The sequence below is a fragment of the Streptomyces sp. NPDC026206 genome, assembly GCF_040638465.1.
Classification (GTDB): Bacteria; Actinomycetota; Actinomycetes; order Streptomycetales; family Streptomycetaceae; genus Streptomyces.
Map to the genome: position 1 here is coordinate 1 of NZ_JBEZYL010000009.1, position 14,411 is coordinate 14,411.

Consider the following 14,411-nt stretch of genomic DNA (forward strand, 5'->3'; position numbering starts at 1 on the left):
AACCGGGGCTCCGCCCCGGACCCCGGTCCTCAAGCTCCCCCAGCTACCGCTGGGAGGTGCCCCCGGACGGGCTGAATATTCAGCCCGTCCGGCGTTTGAGGGCAGAGCACAGCAGCCCGTCCGGCGTTTGAGGACAGAGCACAGCAGCCCGTCCGGCGTTTGAGGACAAAGGCATGGTCAGCGCAGTTCCTGCGTGCAGCACTTCACGCTGCCGCCCCCCTTGAGCAGCTCGCCGAGGTCCATTCCGACCGGCTCGTAGCCCCTCTCCCGCAGCGGCTCGAAGAGCCCCACCGCGGCCTGCGGGAGCAGCACGTGCCGCCCGTCGCACACCGCGTTGAGGCCGAGCGCTGCCGCGTCCTCCTCGGTGGCGATCAGCGCCTCGGGGAAGAGCCTTCGCAGGACCGCCCGGCTTCCGGGCGAGAAGGCGCCCGGGTAGTACATGACGTCGTCCTCGCTCCCGTCGAGGACGGACAGGGCCGTGTCCAGGTGGTAGTAGCGCGGGTCGACCAGGTCCAGGCCGATCACCGGGCGGCCGAAGAACTCCTGCGCCTCCGGGTGGGAGAGCGGGCTGCTGCGGAAGCCGCGGCCGGCCAGCAGCCAGGAGGCGGTGACGGCGAAGTCGCCCTCGCCCTCGTTGATGTGCTCCGGTTCGCGCACCTCCGCATAGCCGTGCGTGCGGAACCACTCCAGGTGGACCCCCGCCTCGGCCCAGCGCTCGGGGTGGGCGAAGCGGGCGCCGAGGACGCGGCCGTCGACGACCGTGGCGCCGTTGGCGGCATAGACCATGTCGGGCAGGTCCGGGCGGGGCGTCAGCTCCTCGACCGTGTGTCCGAGGGCGCGGTAGCGGTCGCGGAGGTCCTCCCACTGCGTGAGGGCGAGCGGCAGGTCGACCGGCTTGCCCGGGTCCATCCAGGGGTTGATCGAGTACGTCACCCGGAAGTACGCGGGCGGGCACATCAGATAGCGGCGAGGGGTGGATGCACGCGGGGCAGTACGCAAGTCGCGCTCCTCACGGTGGCGTTGGGCACGCACGTCGTTGGCGTGCGTGCCCAAATAGTCCACGCTCGGCGACCTTCGCGCATGAACCGTACGGGTGGTTTACACGCGCCCCGCCGAGGTGCGTCCTACGCATCGCCGCGGCCGGCCCGCCCCTCCCGCAGGGACCGCAGCAGCTCCCGCTTCTGCGCGTTCGAGTCCGTACCGGCCCCGGTTCCCCGGCCGCCCCGGCCGCCGCCGCGCAGGGCCTTGCGGGAGAGGTTGCTGCGGGTGCCGCCGACGCCCAGCATGTTGCCTGAATTACCCCGGCTCATGGGGGGTTCTCCTCTCGTTTGCGTCTCATTTAAGCGAGACGGTACGTCTCGCAACACCCCTCACTCTGAACGAGACGTTTCGTCTTGTCAACCTCTTTGGAGACGATACGTTTCGCCTCCGAGGCTCGATAGGCTGTCCCGCATGGCCACCCCCAGGACCCCCGATGCCACCCGCCGCAGCGAGCGCTCCCGCCGCGCGATCTTCGACGCCGCCCTCGAACTCGTCGGTGAGGTGGGGTTCGACAAGCTCACCATCGAAGGCATCGCGGCCCGGGCGGGCGTGGGCAAGCAGACGATCTACCGCTGGTGGCCGTCGAAGGCCGCCGTGCTGCTCGACGCGTTCACCGCGGACGCGGCGGACGCCGAGGGCGGGGCGGTCGAGCTGCCCGACACCGGCGACCTGGAGGCCGACCTCAAGGCCGTCCTGCGCGCGACCGTCGACGAATTCAACGACCCCAAGTTCGAGGCCCCCTACCGTGCGCTCGCGATCGCCGGGGCGAACGACCCCGAGCTGTCCCGGCAGTTCGTGACCCGGCTGCAGGACACGGGCGTCCAGGCCTACGTCAACCGGCTGCACCGCGCCCGGGAGGCAGGCCACATCGCCGCGGACACCGATCTGCGGATCGCCGCCGAGACGATCGTCAGCCCCTTCGCCCAGCGCTGGCTCATGCGCTCGGGCCCGCTCACGTACGAGTTCACCGACACTCTCGTCGAGCAGGTCCTGCGCGGCATCGCCCCCCGCTGAGACCGCCGTCCCCCGTTCCATGGGTCGCCGACGCGGCCGGTCTCACACCCCCCGGATGCGTTCGGCGGTCACACCGGGAGCAGGATGGTGGCAGCATTGACCGGAGACCGCGGTCGAAGTGAGGGGATAGATGGAACGCAAGAGCAGGTTCTCCCAATGGCTGCGCCGCCCCAGGAGCGGAGCGGGCGGCGATACGGGGACGGGAGCGGCGACAGCCGCCGCCCGTGAGGAGCTGCTCCTGGCCGCGGCCGCCGCGGGCTTCCCGCTGGCCCCCGCCGCACATCCCTCCGGGTACGGCTGTTCCTGCGAACGCATCGGCTGTCCCACGCCCGGCCGCCACCCCGTCTCCTTCGCCTGGCAGACCCTCGCCACGACCGACGCCGAGAAGGTCACCAAATGGCTGCGCGGCCAGCCGGAGGCCAATTTCGTCACCGCCACCGGCATCGTCCACGACGTCCTCGACGTGCCCGCCGACGCCGGCCGGCAGGCCCTGGACCGGCTGACGAAGGCCGGCGTCGACGTCGGCCCGGTCGCCACCGTCGCCCCCGACCGCATGCTGTTCTTCACCGCCACCCGCGGCACCCCGGACGACGAGGACGAATGGTGGCCGTGCGAGCTGGACTGCCATCCCGAGACGATGGACGAGCATCCGGGGCTGCGCTGGCACTGCCGCGGCAGCTACGTCCTGCTGCCGCCCTCGCTGCTCCCCGGTGACGAGGGCGTCGCCTGGCTCCTCGGCCCCGAGCGCCAGCTGCCCGACCCGCTGACCCTGCTGGAGACCCTCACCGACGCCTGCGCCCAGTACGCGGGCGAACGCCAGGACCACGAGCCGGCCCACCCCTGGCCCATCGGCCGCTGACCACGAGCCGGGTACGAGGCGCGCGAGGGTCCGTCCGGTCTCGCGGGCTGCCGCAGCCCCCTCCTGGGGGGCCGCCGCTACTCGCCCCGCGCGGCGGTCAGCGACTCGATCCGGTTGAGGAAGACCACCCGGCCGCCGTCGGCCGCCCTCGCCGGGACCTGCACCGCCGACTCCGAGATCCGCGTGTAGGTCACCGCCTGCTTCAGCTCGCCCTGCAGCAGCGCCTTCGTCCGCGGATCGGTGACCTCCGGGCGCACCCCCTTGACCATCGTGCGCCGCTCCCGGTGGTGGGCGGTGAAGAAGACCAGCGCACCGCCGTCGCCGGTGCGCAACGCCAGCGGGGGGAAGCCCGGGGCCTTCTCGGGCGTGTCGATGTACTCGCTCCAGAAGGTGGCTGTCCGCGCCAGCTTGGCGCGCTCCGCCCGCAGCTGTGTGGTCGACCCGCCCGGAGCGAAGACCTTGCCCTCGCCGGTGCGCAGATACTCCGTGTACGAGCCGCTCAGGACGCCCGGGTCGGCCATGAGGCCCGAGCCGGGGCCCGGGCCCCTGGCGTCGGGGGTGTCCTTGCCGACGGCCCGCACGGCCTCGGCGTAACCGTCCTCGCCGACGGCGAACTTGGGCATCTTCCCCTCGCCCAGCAGCGAGAGGTAGGCCGCCTTCCAGGGCTCCTTCGCACCGGCGCGCGTGAACACCAGGACCCAGCGGTGCCGGTCCCGGTTGCTGCGGGTGTCGGCGACGAAGAACTTCGGCCAGCCCGCCATCTTGGGGATCGTGAAACGGGCGTCCTCCAGCGCGAGCGCCGGATAGCCGGGGTTGCCGCCCGGCGTCACGGTGCGCTGGGCACCCAGGTCGGCCCGGCCTATCTCCGCCAGCGCACCGGTCTCGACCCGGTCCAGCGCGGCCGGGTCGAGCGTGCGGTACGCGATGTTGTAGCCGTCGGTGAACCGCTGGAGGACCTTGGGGGCCTCAGCCCTGCTCACCGACGGGATGACCGCCCGTTCGCCGTGCACCGTCACGCACCCCGTCGCCGTCAGCAGCGACGTCACCGTCAGAGCTGCTGCCAGAGCCGGGAACACTCGACGTGGCGACCGGCGTCTCATCGCGCTTCGACTCCTTGGTGACGGCTCGGGACGGCGCAACCCTACCCGCCCTGCCCGGCGCGAAGAACAGCACCAGGGTGGGGACCAGATACAGGGACCACACCGCGACCTGCAGCCACGTCGGATCGGCCTGGAAATTGAAGATGCCCTTCAGCAGCGTGCCGTACCAGCTGTCGGCCGGGATTTGCTCGCTGATGTCGAAGGCCCTGCTGTGCAGGCCCGGCAGGACGTCGGCCTCCTGCAGGTCGTGGAAGCCGTACGCGAGCACGCCCGCCGCGACCACGATCAGCATGCCGCCGGTCCAGGTGAAGAACTTCGCCAGGTTGATCTTCAGCGCGCCCCGGTAGAACAGCCAGCCCAGCAGAACCGCCGTCAGCAGCCCCAGCAGCGCCCCGACCAGCGGCCGTACGCCGTCGTCGGTGGCGTCCGCCGCCGCCCAGATGAACAGCGCGGTCTCCAGGCCCTCCCGGCCCACGGCCAGGAACGCCGTGACGACCAGCGCGCCCGTGCCCATCGCGAGCGCCGCGTCGAGCTTGCCGTGCAGCTCGCTCTTCAGATGCCGCGCGGTGCGCCGCATCCAGAAGACCATCCACGTCACCAGGCCCACGGCGATGAGCGACAGCGAGCCGCCGAGCATCTCCTGCGCCTCGAAGGTCATGCTCTGCGAGCCGAACTGCAGCAGCGCACCGAAGCCCATGCTCAGCAACACGGCCACGCCGATGCCCAGCCAGACCGGCGGCAGGGCGTCCCTGCGGCCGGTCTTCACCAGATACGCGACGAGGATGCAGACGACCAGGCTGGCCTCCAGGCCCTCGCGCAGGCCGATCAGATAGTTGCCGAACACGCGGCCTCCCCTTCCGTGAAACGTCCGCCGGTCACGCGAACAGGGCCTTGCCCCACCAGTCGCCGGAGTCCCGGACGCCCGGCGGCACGGCGAAGACCGCCGAACCCACGTGCTGGATGTACTCGTTCAGCGCGTCGTTGCGCGCCAGGTTCGTCTGCAGCGGAATGAAGGCGTCCCGTACGTCCCGCTGGTAGGCGATGAAGAACAGGCCCGCGTCCAGCCGGCCCAGCCCGTCCGTGCCGTCCGTGAAGGAGTAGCCGCGGCGCAGGATCGTCGCGCCGCTGTTGCTGTCGGGGTGGGCGAGACGGACGTGGGAGTCCGGCTTCATCGCCTTGAGCAGGGGCTCGTCCCGCTCCTTCTGCTTGCCGACCGGGGCGCCCTCGGCCTTGTTCCGGCCGAAGATGTCCTCCTGCTCCCCGAGCGAGGTGCGGTCCCAGGTCTCGATGTGCATCCGGATCCGGCGGGCGACCAGGTACGAGCCGCCGGTCATCCAGTCGGGCCCGTCCTTCCCGCTCACCCACACGTGCTTGTCGAGGGCGGTCCTGTCGGTGCCCGAGACGTTCCGGGTGCCGTCCTTGAAGCCCATCATGTTGCGCGGGGTCTGCGCGTCCGGCGTCGTCGAGGACGTCTTGCCGAAGCCCAGCTGCGACCAGCGGATGGCGACCTTGCCCATGCCGATACGGGCCAGGTTGCGGATCGCGTGCACCGCGACCTGCGGGTCGTCGGCGCAGGCCTGCACGCACAGGTCGCCGCCGCTGCGGGCCGCGTCGAGGTTGTCGCCGGGGAAGGCCGGCAGGTCCACCAGGGCCTGGGGCCGCCGGGACTTCAGCCCGAAGCGGTCCTTGCCGTCCTTCTCGAACAGGCCCGGGCCCACGCCGAAGGTCAGGGTCAGCCGCGACGGCTTGAGGCCCAGCGCCTCGCCGGTGTCGTCCGGCGGCAACTCCTCCTGGCCGCCGAACGCGCCCTCGCCGACCTCCTGCCCGGCCGTCATCCGCGCGGCGGCGGCCGTCCACTCCTGCAGCACCTTGATCAGCGCGGCGCGGTCGGACGTGGTCACGTCGAACGCCGCGAAGTGCAGCCGGTCCTGGACGGCCGTGGCGATGCCGGCCTGGTGGTGGCCGTGGAAGGGCACCGCGTCACCGGCCGAGGCGGCCGGTGCGGTGTCGTTGCCGGTGCGCAGGGCGACGGCGGTGCCGCCGGCCGCCGCGGCACCGAGCGCCAGCCCGGCGCCGCCCCAGCCGATCACGGAGCGGCGGGAGGGGACGGCCTTCGCCGACTCGTCCGCCTTGTCCGTCACGCCAGTCACGCCTGTCACGTCGGTCATGCCCGTCACGTCCGTCTTGTCCGTCGCGTTCCCGCGTATGTCGTCAGCCATGAGAGAAGTCCGTCCCCCTGCTACTTCGCGACCGCGCCGGCGAGCTTGGACAGCGGCTCGGCCAGGGCGTTGACGGCGTCGGAGAGCTTCTTGCGGTCGTCCTTGCCGATGCTGTCGTCGTAGATCTTGAAGCCGTCGCCGTCGCGGTAGCCGTCGAGCAGCTTCTTCAGGTCACCGAACTGCTTGTCCAGCTCCTTGACGAGCTCGGGATCGCTCTTGCCGGCGACGGGCTTCAGCAGTTCGTAGGACTTCTGGGCACCCTCGACGTTGCCGTTGAAGTCGACGAGGTCGGTGTGGCTGTAGCGCTCCTCCTCACCGGTGACCTTGCCGGTGGCCACCTCGTCGAGCAGCTCCTTGGCGCCGTTGGCCATGCTGGTCGGGGTGATCTCGGCGGTGCCGACGCGCTTCTGCCAGTCCTTGAGGTCGGTCATCAGCTGGTCGGCCAGCTTCTTGTCGTCCTCGTCGATCTTCTTGCCCTCCCAGAGGGACTTCTCCAGCTTGTGCCAGCCGGTCCACTTCTGGTCCTTCTCCACGCCGTCCTCGCGGACGTCGACCTTCGGGTCGATGTCACCGAAGGACTCCGCCACCGGCTCGGTGCGCTCCCAGCCGATGCGGGAGACGGCGTAGAGCTTCTTCGCCTCGTCCACGTCGCCGCTCTTGACCGCGTCGGCGAACTTCTGCGCTGCCGGGATCGTCTCGTCGGCCTGCTGCTGCACGTACCTGCGGTACTCGGCGACCGCCTTGTCCAGCTCCGGGTTGCTCTTCTCCTGCTTGTCACCGCCGGTCACGGTGATCTTCTGGCGGATGCCGTCGCCCTTCATTCCGGGCTTGCAGGCGATTTCATAGGAGCCGGCCTTCTTGATCGTCGCGACGATCTCGGCCTTGGTTCCGGGGCCTATGTTCTCCCGCTCGGCCACAATGCGGTCGCCCGTGGCATAGACGTAGACCTCGGTGACCTTGGAGCCCTTGTTCGTCACGTTGATCTTTACGTGCCCGGCCTCGATGGAGGAGGTGGAGACCTTGCACTTGTCGTCGGAAGCGGTGACCTTGATGGCGTCCGAGCTCTTGCTGTCCGACTTCTCGGCGCAGCCGGACACGGTGGTCAGGGCCGCGGCTGCCGCGACGGCGGTAACGGCGGAGGAGCGGAGGACTCGCATGCAGGGCTCCAGCTTGCTCGGAGAGCGGAAGGGGACGTGGCCGAATCGGCGTGGCCGAATTAGGCCGCCCTAACTTATCTGAGCCTTGCCTACCTTGTTCCCCGTCCGAAGCGTGATTCTGCTCTCACGAGGCAAAATCTCGTCGCTTCCGTCTCGGGATCACCAATGGTTCTCCGGTCCGCGGATGATCAATTACATCGATCGGCTGGAAATAGACACAGTTCAGCAATCCGGGCACATGGTCCCGGGCGGGCGGACCGCCGGCCGCGATCCGGATCCGGCCCAGGGTGCGCGGCCCATCCGTACGGCCTCCTCGACCGTGAACGGAACGACAGCTCGGCCGACTGCGGTAGCACGGCACGGCCCAGGGCGAGTTCACCCGCCTTCCAGGCGCCGGCTGGAAGGTCGCCGACGATCGCCTTGCCGGAGTCGGCGGGCAGATCGCGGGTGAGCGCGGCGAGGAGCGTGGACGTCCCGGCCCGTTCGGCCGGCGAGCGCCACGACTTCGCCCGCGGCGACGCGCGGATCGACCCCGGCAGGGACGGTCCGCCCGCCGAGTCGTACGCCTAGCGCGCGCACCTCGGCCCGGAAGGAACCGACGGGGGAGGGACGGAAGGTGCCGGGCGCAGCTGGGGACGGCGGAGCCGCCGACCGCCGCGCCACCCGCCGCCGGCCGGCCGGGGGCTGACGCCCTGCCCCGGAAACGGCCCGCGCCCCCCGGGTGCGGTCACCCGGGGGGCCGCGGGCGCTCGGCGGCTACGCGCTGAGCGGGAACTCCTGTCCGAGCTCCTGGAATACGGCGGTGTTCAGCGCGAACGCGCGCCTGCACTCGTCGATCACCCGCTGCTTCTCCAGGTCGTCGACCGGCAGCGCGTCCAGCAGCTCGCGGTACTCGCGCTTGAAGGCGGCCGGATTGCCGATGCCCTCGAAGACGTAGAAGCGCACGCCGTCGCCCTTGCGGGCGAAGCCCCAGGTCTTCTCGGCGGTGCCCCGGATGATCTGGCCGCCGGAGAGGTCGCCGAGATAGCGCGTGTAGTGGTGGGCGACGTAGCCGGCGGGCCAGTCGCGGGCGCACTCCGCGACGCGGGCCGCATAGGCCGCCGTCGCGGGCAGCGGCTCCAGGCCCGCCCGCCAGTCCGGGCCGCCGAGGTGGGCCAGGTCCCGCTCCAACTGGGCTGCCCGGGCCAGTTCCGGACGTATGAACGGGCCCGCGACGCGGTCGGCGGAGAGGGCCTCGGAGGCGGACTCCAGGGCGTCGTAGACGAACCAGAGCTGCTCGGTGTAGCGGCGGTAGGCCGCGACCCCGAGCCGGCCGCCGAGCATGTCGCTCATGAACGACGAGTTCTCGGCTTCCGTGTGCTGCTCGTGCGAGGCGGTGCGGATCAGCGTGGAGAACGGAGTCGTGGCGGGCGCGTCCAAGGCGGACCTCCGGTGACCGTGGGGACGGGAAGAAGCAAAAGCGGAGAGACGGGCGGTAACGGGTGGCCAGGGCGCGCCGCCACCACCGTCCTTCCGACTTAGGCTTACCTAAGTCAATTGCTTCCCGACGCGTTGTCGGTAAAACCCTACGGCAGCGTCAGGATCTCCGCACCCGTCCCGGTCACGACGAGCGTGTGCTCGAACTGCGCCGTCCGCTTACGGTCCTTGGTGACGACCGTCCAGCCGTCCTGCCACATGTCGTACTCGTACGTCCCCAGCGTCAGCATCGGCTCGATCGTGAACGTCATGCCGGGCTGGATGAGCGTGTCGTGGTGCGGGCTGTCGTAGTGGGGGACGATCAGGCCGGAGTGGAAGGAGGAGTTGATGCCGTGACCGGTGAAGTCGCGGACGACGCCGTAACCGAATCGCTTGGCGTACGACTCGATGACCCGGCCGATGATGTTGATGCGGCGCCCGGGCCTGACCGCCTTGATCGCCCGGTTCAGCGCCTCGCGGGTCCGCTCGACGAGCAGCCGCGACTCCTCGTCGACGTCGCCGCAGAGGTAGGTGGCGTTGTTGTCGCCGTGCACGCCGCCGATGTAGGCGGTCACGTCGAGGTTGACGATGTCGCCGTCGCGCAGCACGGTCGAGTCCGGGATGCCGTGGCAGATGACCTCATTGACGGAGGCGCACAGCGACTTGGGGAAACCGCGGTAGCCGAGCGTGGAGGGATAGGCGCCGTGGTCGCACATGTACTCGTGCGCGACGCGGTCCAGCTCGTCCGTGGTGACGCCCGGAGCGATGTGCTTGGCCGCCTCCTCCATCGCCCGCGCGGCGATGCCGCCCGCGATCCGCATCTTCTCGATCGTCCCGGCGTCCTGGACCTCGGGGCCGGAGTAGGGGGTGGGGGCGTCCTTCCCGACGTACTCGGGCCGCGGGATCGAGGCGGGGACGGGGCGGGCGGGGGAGAGCGTCCCCGGGGCAAGAAGCGACTGGCCAGACATGTCAGCGAGTGTAGCCAGCGTCCATCGGGGAGCATGTGGGCGAGCACACACGCTGGAGGAGACCTGATGGCACTGTTCAAGCGGCGCACGGCCGGCAAGCCCGGCGAGTGGTACTACTGCCTCAAGCACGGCACGGTCGAGGAGGGCCCCGAGTGCCGGGCCGCTGACCGAATGGGCCCGTATGTGACGCGGCAGGACGCGGCGCATGCGATGGAGACGGCGCGTGAGCGGGACGAGGAGTGGCGGGAGGATCCGCGCTGGAAGGACGAGGGCTGAGCGGGTTCGGTACCGCCAGGTGCGTTGGCGGTGGCTGAGCGCCGTCGCGGTGGGGGCCCGGTCCCGCCCTTTCGCCGTTTCCCGGGGGCTGGGCCCCGGACCCCCGGGGGCCGGGGGCATGCCCCCGGTTTCGGGAACGGGCGGGGCTGGGGAAAGACTCCCCGCCGCGACGGCGCCGAGCCGCCGCCCACCTGCCCGGCGGTGCCTACGCCGCCTCGGCCACCCGCGCGCGCGAAGCGCGCATCCGCACCGCGTGCTCATCCGTCCGCTCGTCGTAGGACATCAGCTTCGGCAGCGAGAGGGCCAGCAGCCCCACCGAGGCCACGCACGCCAGGCCGCCCGTCCACACCGAGGCGCGGACGTTGGTCAGCGAGGCCATGCCGCCCGCGCGGACCTGGCCCAGCTGGGGGCCGACCGAGTACGAGAGCAGCTCGATGCCCGCGAGCCGGCCGCGCAGCTCGTCGGGGATCGTCTGGTCCCACATGGCCGAGCGGAAGAGTCCGCTCACCATGTCGCAGCCGCCGGCGACGGCCAGGAACAGCAGCACCAGCCAGATGTTGTGCAGCCAGCCCGCCACCGCCATGGCCAGGCCCCAGCCCGCCGCCGCCAGCACCACCATGCGGCCGTGCCGGTGGATGCGGGAGACCCAGCCGCTGGTCAGGCTCACCACCAGCGAGCCGACCGCGCCCGCCCCGTACATCAGGCCCAGCGCCCAGGAGGCGTCCAGGTCGTCGGCGAGGAACGGGAAGATCGCGGTGGGGTAGGCGAAGAACATCGCGGCCAGGTCGACCGCGTACGTACCGAGCAGTTCCTTGCGGCTCCACGCGTAGCGGGCGCCCTCCAGGATGCCGCGCAGCGACGGCTTCTGCGCGTCGTGCGAGGCGGGGGAGGGGGCCAGGCCCATGGCGAGGGCCACGGAGACCGCGAACGAGACGACGTCCAGGGAGTACGCCCACGGCAGCCCGGCGAAGGCGATGACCACACCCGCCAGCGAGGGGCCCGCGATGGCCCCGATCTGCCAGCGCATCGAGTTGAGCGCGATCGCGGCGGGCAGCTGCTCATGGGGGACGATCCGCGGCACGATCGCCTGCAGCGCCGGGCGCTGCAGGCCGGTCAGGGCGCTGACCAGAGCGGCCACCACGTACAGCGGCCAGATCATCGGATGCGGCAGCAGCGTGTTGAGCAGCAGCATGCCGCTCAGGACGCCGAGCCCGGCCTCGGTCCACAGGATCAGCTTGCGGCGGTCGAGCGCGTCGGCGAGGGCACCGCCGTACAGGCCGAAGGCGATCAGCGGGACGAGCTCCACCGCGCCGACCGCGCCGACCGCGAGGGCCGAACCGGTCAGCTCCTTGAGCTGCAGCGGCACCGCGACGAAGGTCAGGAAGCTGCCGAAGACCGTCACGAGACCGGCGATCCACATGCGGCGGAAGTCGGGGGAGGAGTGCCAGGGGGACAGGTCGGGCAGCAGAGCGCGCAGGCGGCCCGTACGGGACTCGGGAGGAGGATGGTGCTCGGTCACGGGGCACCATGGTCCGGGCCCCTGCCGCGTACAGGCAAACGAATTTCCGGGCGGCGGGCGGGCGGCGGCCCCCGGCTCACCAGCGGTTCGCGGGCGGGAGCCCCGCCCCGGTCAGCTGGTCGGCGAGCCGCGAGAGGCGGTCGCGGAAGCGGCGCCCGGGCGGCGCCGGCCGGCCGTTCTCGCCGGCGGCGGCGCTGACCAGGTGCTGGACGGTGTCCAGGTCGAGCTCGGCCGCGCCCGGCACGGTCAGCGCGTCGTGCGCGAGCGAGTGCAGGTCGGAGCGCGGGCCGGGGGCCGGGGGGCAGCCGTCCAACGCGAGGACGGTCGCTCCGCCGCGCCGGGCGTCGTGCACCCGCTCCAGCAGCCCCTCCCCGGGCCGGCCCTCCGCCACCACCAGCAGCGTCTCCCCGCGCCGGGCCGCCTCCAGGCGGCCGAGCCCGACCGACAGATGCGCGGGCGCGCCGGGCGGCACCCGGTGCCGCACGAGCGTGGGGGACAGTTCCGGCAGTCCTGACCAGGCGGCCTCGTCGTCCAGGTGCGCGGCCAGGTGCCAGGGCTCGTACTCCGCCGTCCCGACGAGGAGCAGCCCACCGCCGTGCGCTTCGACCGAGGTCCGCAGCGCGCCCGCGAAGCGGCGGGTGGCCTGCAGCCACTCGGTCCCGGCCAGTGCTTCGCGCAGCAGCGCGACCCGTACGGCGTCCATGCGCCGCATCCTGCCCCAACCGTCCCAGCCGAACGCGGAGTTGCCGGGCAGCTCACCCGTTCGGGCGCCAGGTGCGGCTGTGCCGGGAGCACCGGGCCGCCGGGTGCGGCAGGGGCGTGACAGTATCGCTGTCATGACTACTTCTGATGACGCCAAGGACGTGAAGAAGGCCCCGGTAAAGGACCCTTGGGACCTTCCCGACGTTTCCGGCCTGGTGGTGGGCGTGCTCGGCGGCACCGGCGACCAGGGGCGCGGCCTCGCCTACCGGCTGGCCAAGGCCGGCCAGCGGGTCATCATCGGCTCGCGCGCCGCCGAGCGGGCGCAGGCCGCGGCGGACGAGCTGGGCCTGGGCATCGAGGGACTCGACAACGCCGGGTGCGCGCGGCGCAGCGACATCGTGATCGTCGCCGTGCCCTGGGACGGCCACGCAAAGACCCTTGAGGCGCTGCGCGAGGAGCTGGCGGGCAAGCTCGTCATCGACTGCGTCAATCCGCTCGGCTTCGACAAGCAGGGCGCCTACGCCCTCAAGCCGGAGGAGGGCAGCGCCGCCCAGCAGGCCGCCGCCCTGCTGCCCGGCTCCCGGGTGACCGCCGCCTTCCACCACCTGTCCGCCGTGCTGCTGTCCGACCCGGAGATCGACGAGATCGACACCGACGTGATGGTGCTGGGCGAGAAGCGGGCCGACACCGACATCGTGCAGGCGCTGGCCGGCCGCATCCCCGGCATGCGCGGAGTCTTCGCGGGCCGGCTGCGCAACGCCCACCAGGTGGAGTCGCTGGTGGCCAACCTGATCTCCGTGAACCGCCGCTACAAGGCGCACGCCGGGCTGCGCGTCACCGACGTCTGACCGGCCGGCGTCCGCCGGAGGCCGGGGCGTGGGGGACAATGACCGGGATCGTACGCACATGCGCCCCCGGACGCCGGACAGGAGCCGCTCCCATGCCCCGCCTCGCCCTTTACGCCTTCGCCGTCTGCGCCCTCGCGGTCGCGGCGGCCGTCGTCTCCTTCGCGCGGGGCAGCTGGCTCGGCGTCGTGTGGATCCTGCTCTTCGGCGTCGCGTCGAACATCGCCTGGTACTACATGCGCAAGGCGAAGAACGACCGTGCCGCCGAGCAGGGCACGGCCGCCGGCTGAAGCCGCCGGCCGTGGCCGGTCAGCTGTGGCCGGTCGGCCGGGACGGGGCAGCCGGGACGGGTCAGCCGAGACCGATGGAGTCCAGCGGCGGGATCTCCGGCGTCCCCTCCCAGAAGCGGAACAGCTGCTGGCCCCAGTAGGTGTCCCACTCGGTGACGCCCAGGGCGCGCAGGATCGCGTCGATCATGTCGAAGAAGGCGTGGTTCACCGCGGTGATCTGCAGGAAGCCGAAGACCGCCAGCAGGCCGATCCACGCGTACGGCGCCAGCTGGCGGCGCACGTTGTACGACAGCCAGGGCTCGATCACGCCGAAGCCGTCGAGGCCCGGGATCGGCAGGGCGTTGAGGATCGTCGCGGTGACCTCGAGCAGGACCACGAAGCCGAGCGCGTAGCGGAAGTTGTCCGGCACGCCGTCCATCAGGCCCAGCCAGAACGGGGCGCTGACGATGCCCGCGAACGCGAGGTTGGACAGCGGGCCCGCCGCCGACACCAGGCTCTGCTTCCAGCGGCTGCGGATGCGGTGCTGCTCGATGAAGACCGCGCCGCCCGGCAGGCCGATGCCGCCCATGATCACGAAGATCACGGGGAGCACGATGCTCAGCAGGGCGTGGGTGTACTTGAGCGGGTCGAGGGTGAGGTAGCCCTTCGCCCCGACGGTGATGTCACCGCCGTGCAGGGCGGTGCGCGCGTGCGCGTACTCATGGAGGCAGAGCGAGACGATCCACGCCGAGACCACGAACAGGAACACGGCGAAGCCGGGGCTTGTCGAGAAGCCGGTCCACACCGCCCATATGGAGACCGCCATGATGGCGACGAGGGCGAGGAAGACCGGGCTCACGCGCCCTTCGCCGCGGGCCGCTTGGGTTGCCATGTCTGAGTGCTCCTGGGGGGTGAGGCCGCCGGGAATGGCCGGGGCGCGCGGATGTACCGGGCGACGGTACTCGGTCGCGAACGATATGTCGTAGC

Annotated in this window: 16 protein-coding genes and 1 pseudogene; 5 read left to right on the plus strand and 12 right to left on the minus strand. The window is 71.4% G+C overall.

All coding sequences use genetic code 11. The features are described from left to right. Window positions 1–177 precede the first annotated feature (177 nt). On the minus strand, window positions 178–1,032 hold the full coding sequence (gene ddaH / locus AB0F13_RS15185; RefSeq protein ID WP_362081582.1) for a dimethylargininase: 855 nt from the start codon (window positions 1,030–1,032) through the stop codon (window positions 178–180). Between the two features lie 92 nt (window positions 1,033–1,124). After that, complete coding sequence (locus AB0F13_RS15190; RefSeq protein WP_362080972.1) at window positions 1,125–1,310, minus strand: DUF6243 family protein; 186 nt, start codon at window positions 1,308–1,310, stop codon at window positions 1,125–1,127. 142 nt (window positions 1,311–1,452) lie between these two features. On the opposite strand from AB0F13_RS15190, the gene AB0F13_RS15195 reads away from it, so the two are divergent. Both AB0F13_RS15195 and AB0F13_RS15200 read left to right on the plus strand, forming a co-directional pair. Continuing rightward, on the plus strand, window positions 1,453–2,055 hold the full coding sequence (locus AB0F13_RS15195; RefSeq protein ID WP_362080975.1) for a TetR/AcrR family transcriptional regulator: 603 nt from the start codon (window positions 1,453–1,455) through the stop codon (window positions 2,053–2,055). 130 nt (window positions 2,056–2,185) lie between these two features. After that, window positions 2,186–2,914 carry a bifunctional DNA primase/polymerase gene (locus AB0F13_RS15200; protein WP_362080978.1) on the plus strand — a complete coding sequence of 243 codons (729 nt, stop codon included), beginning with the start codon at window positions 2,186–2,188 and terminating at the stop codon, window positions 2,912–2,914. Window positions 2,915–2,991: 77 nt separating this feature from the next. Here the strand turns inward: AB0F13_RS15200 and AB0F13_RS15205 are convergent, their stop codons facing one another. From AB0F13_RS15205 to map, 7 genes and pseudogenes are all read right to left on the minus strand, one after another. Further along, window positions 2,992–3,894, minus strand: a complete 903-nt coding sequence (locus AB0F13_RS15205) for a hypothetical protein (protein WP_362080981.1) — start codon at window positions 3,892–3,894, stop codon at window positions 2,992–2,994. After that, entirely contained in the window at window positions 3,881–4,858 is a 978-nt protein-coding gene (gene efeU, locus AB0F13_RS15210; protein ID WP_362080984.1) for an iron uptake transporter permease EfeU, read from the minus strand. The genes AB0F13_RS15205 and efeU overlap by 14 nt, the downstream gene beginning before the upstream one ends. A 31-nt stretch (window positions 4,859–4,889) precedes the next feature. Then, window positions 4,890–6,182, minus strand: a complete 1,293-nt coding sequence (efeB, locus tag AB0F13_RS15215) for an iron uptake transporter deferrochelatase/peroxidase subunit (RefSeq protein WP_362081585.1) — start codon at window positions 6,180–6,182, stop codon at window positions 4,890–4,892. A gap of 71 nt (window positions 6,183–6,253) precedes the next feature. Then, window positions 6,254–7,390: an iron uptake system protein EfeO gene (efeO, locus tag AB0F13_RS15220; RefSeq protein ID WP_362080986.1), complete on the minus strand. Its 1,137-nt coding sequence runs from the start codon at window positions 7,388–7,390 to the stop codon at window positions 6,254–6,256. A 124-nt stretch (window positions 7,391–7,514) separates the two neighbouring features. Then, window positions 7,515–8,053: pseudogene (locus AB0F13_RS15225) on the minus strand (ATP-binding cassette domain-containing protein). Between the two features lie 93 nt (window positions 8,054–8,146). Further along, the gene (locus AB0F13_RS15230) at window positions 8,147–8,809 is read right to left on the minus strand and encodes a biliverdin-producing heme oxygenase (protein WP_362080989.1); all 663 of its coding nucleotides are present in this window, start codon (window positions 8,807–8,809) and stop codon (window positions 8,147–8,149) included. Window positions 8,810–8,955: 146 nt separating this feature from the next. Then, the gene (gene map, locus AB0F13_RS15235) at window positions 8,956–9,813 is read right to left on the minus strand and encodes a type I methionyl aminopeptidase (protein WP_362080992.1); all 858 of its coding nucleotides are present in this window, start codon (window positions 9,811–9,813) and stop codon (window positions 8,956–8,958) included. Between the two features lie 66 nt (window positions 9,814–9,879). Here map and AB0F13_RS15240 point away from each other — a divergent pair, with 66 nt between their 5' ends. After that, window positions 9,880–10,089 carry a hypothetical protein gene (locus AB0F13_RS15240; RefSeq protein WP_362080995.1) on the plus strand — a complete coding sequence of 70 codons (210 nt, stop codon included), beginning with the start codon at window positions 9,880–9,882 and terminating at the stop codon, window positions 10,087–10,089. 205 nt (window positions 10,090–10,294) lie between these two features. On the opposite strand, the gene AB0F13_RS15245 is transcribed toward AB0F13_RS15240, so the two are convergent. Both AB0F13_RS15245 and AB0F13_RS15250 read right to left on the minus strand, forming a co-directional pair. Next, a complete protein-coding gene (locus AB0F13_RS15245) occupies window positions 10,295–11,608 on the minus strand; it encodes an MFS transporter (RefSeq protein WP_362080998.1) in 1,314 nt (437 codons plus the stop codon). A gap of 76 nt (window positions 11,609–11,684) precedes the next feature. Continuing rightward, window positions 11,685–12,311, minus strand: coding sequence for a hypothetical protein (locus tag AB0F13_RS15250; protein ID WP_362081001.1), 627 nt, complete (start codon window positions 12,309–12,311; stop codon window positions 11,685–11,687). Window positions 12,312–12,444: 133 nt separating this feature from the next. On the opposite strand from AB0F13_RS15250, the gene npdG reads away from it, so the two are divergent. Both npdG and AB0F13_RS15260 read left to right on the plus strand, forming a co-directional pair. Beyond that, a complete protein-coding gene (npdG, locus tag AB0F13_RS15255; protein WP_362081004.1) occupies window positions 12,445–13,158 on the plus strand; it encodes an NADPH-dependent F420 reductase in 714 nt (237 codons plus the stop codon). A 92-nt stretch (window positions 13,159–13,250) separates the two neighbouring features. Continuing rightward, window positions 13,251–13,445 carry a hypothetical protein gene (locus AB0F13_RS15260; RefSeq protein WP_362081007.1) on the plus strand — a complete coding sequence of 65 codons (195 nt, stop codon included), beginning with the start codon at window positions 13,251–13,253 and terminating at the stop codon, window positions 13,443–13,445. 61 nt (window positions 13,446–13,506) lie between these two features. Here the strand turns inward: AB0F13_RS15260 and AB0F13_RS15265 are convergent, their stop codons facing one another. After that, complete coding sequence (locus AB0F13_RS15265; protein WP_362081010.1) at window positions 13,507–14,316, minus strand: site-2 protease family protein; 810 nt, start codon at window positions 14,314–14,316, stop codon at window positions 13,507–13,509. Window positions 14,317–14,411 lie beyond the last annotated feature (95 nt).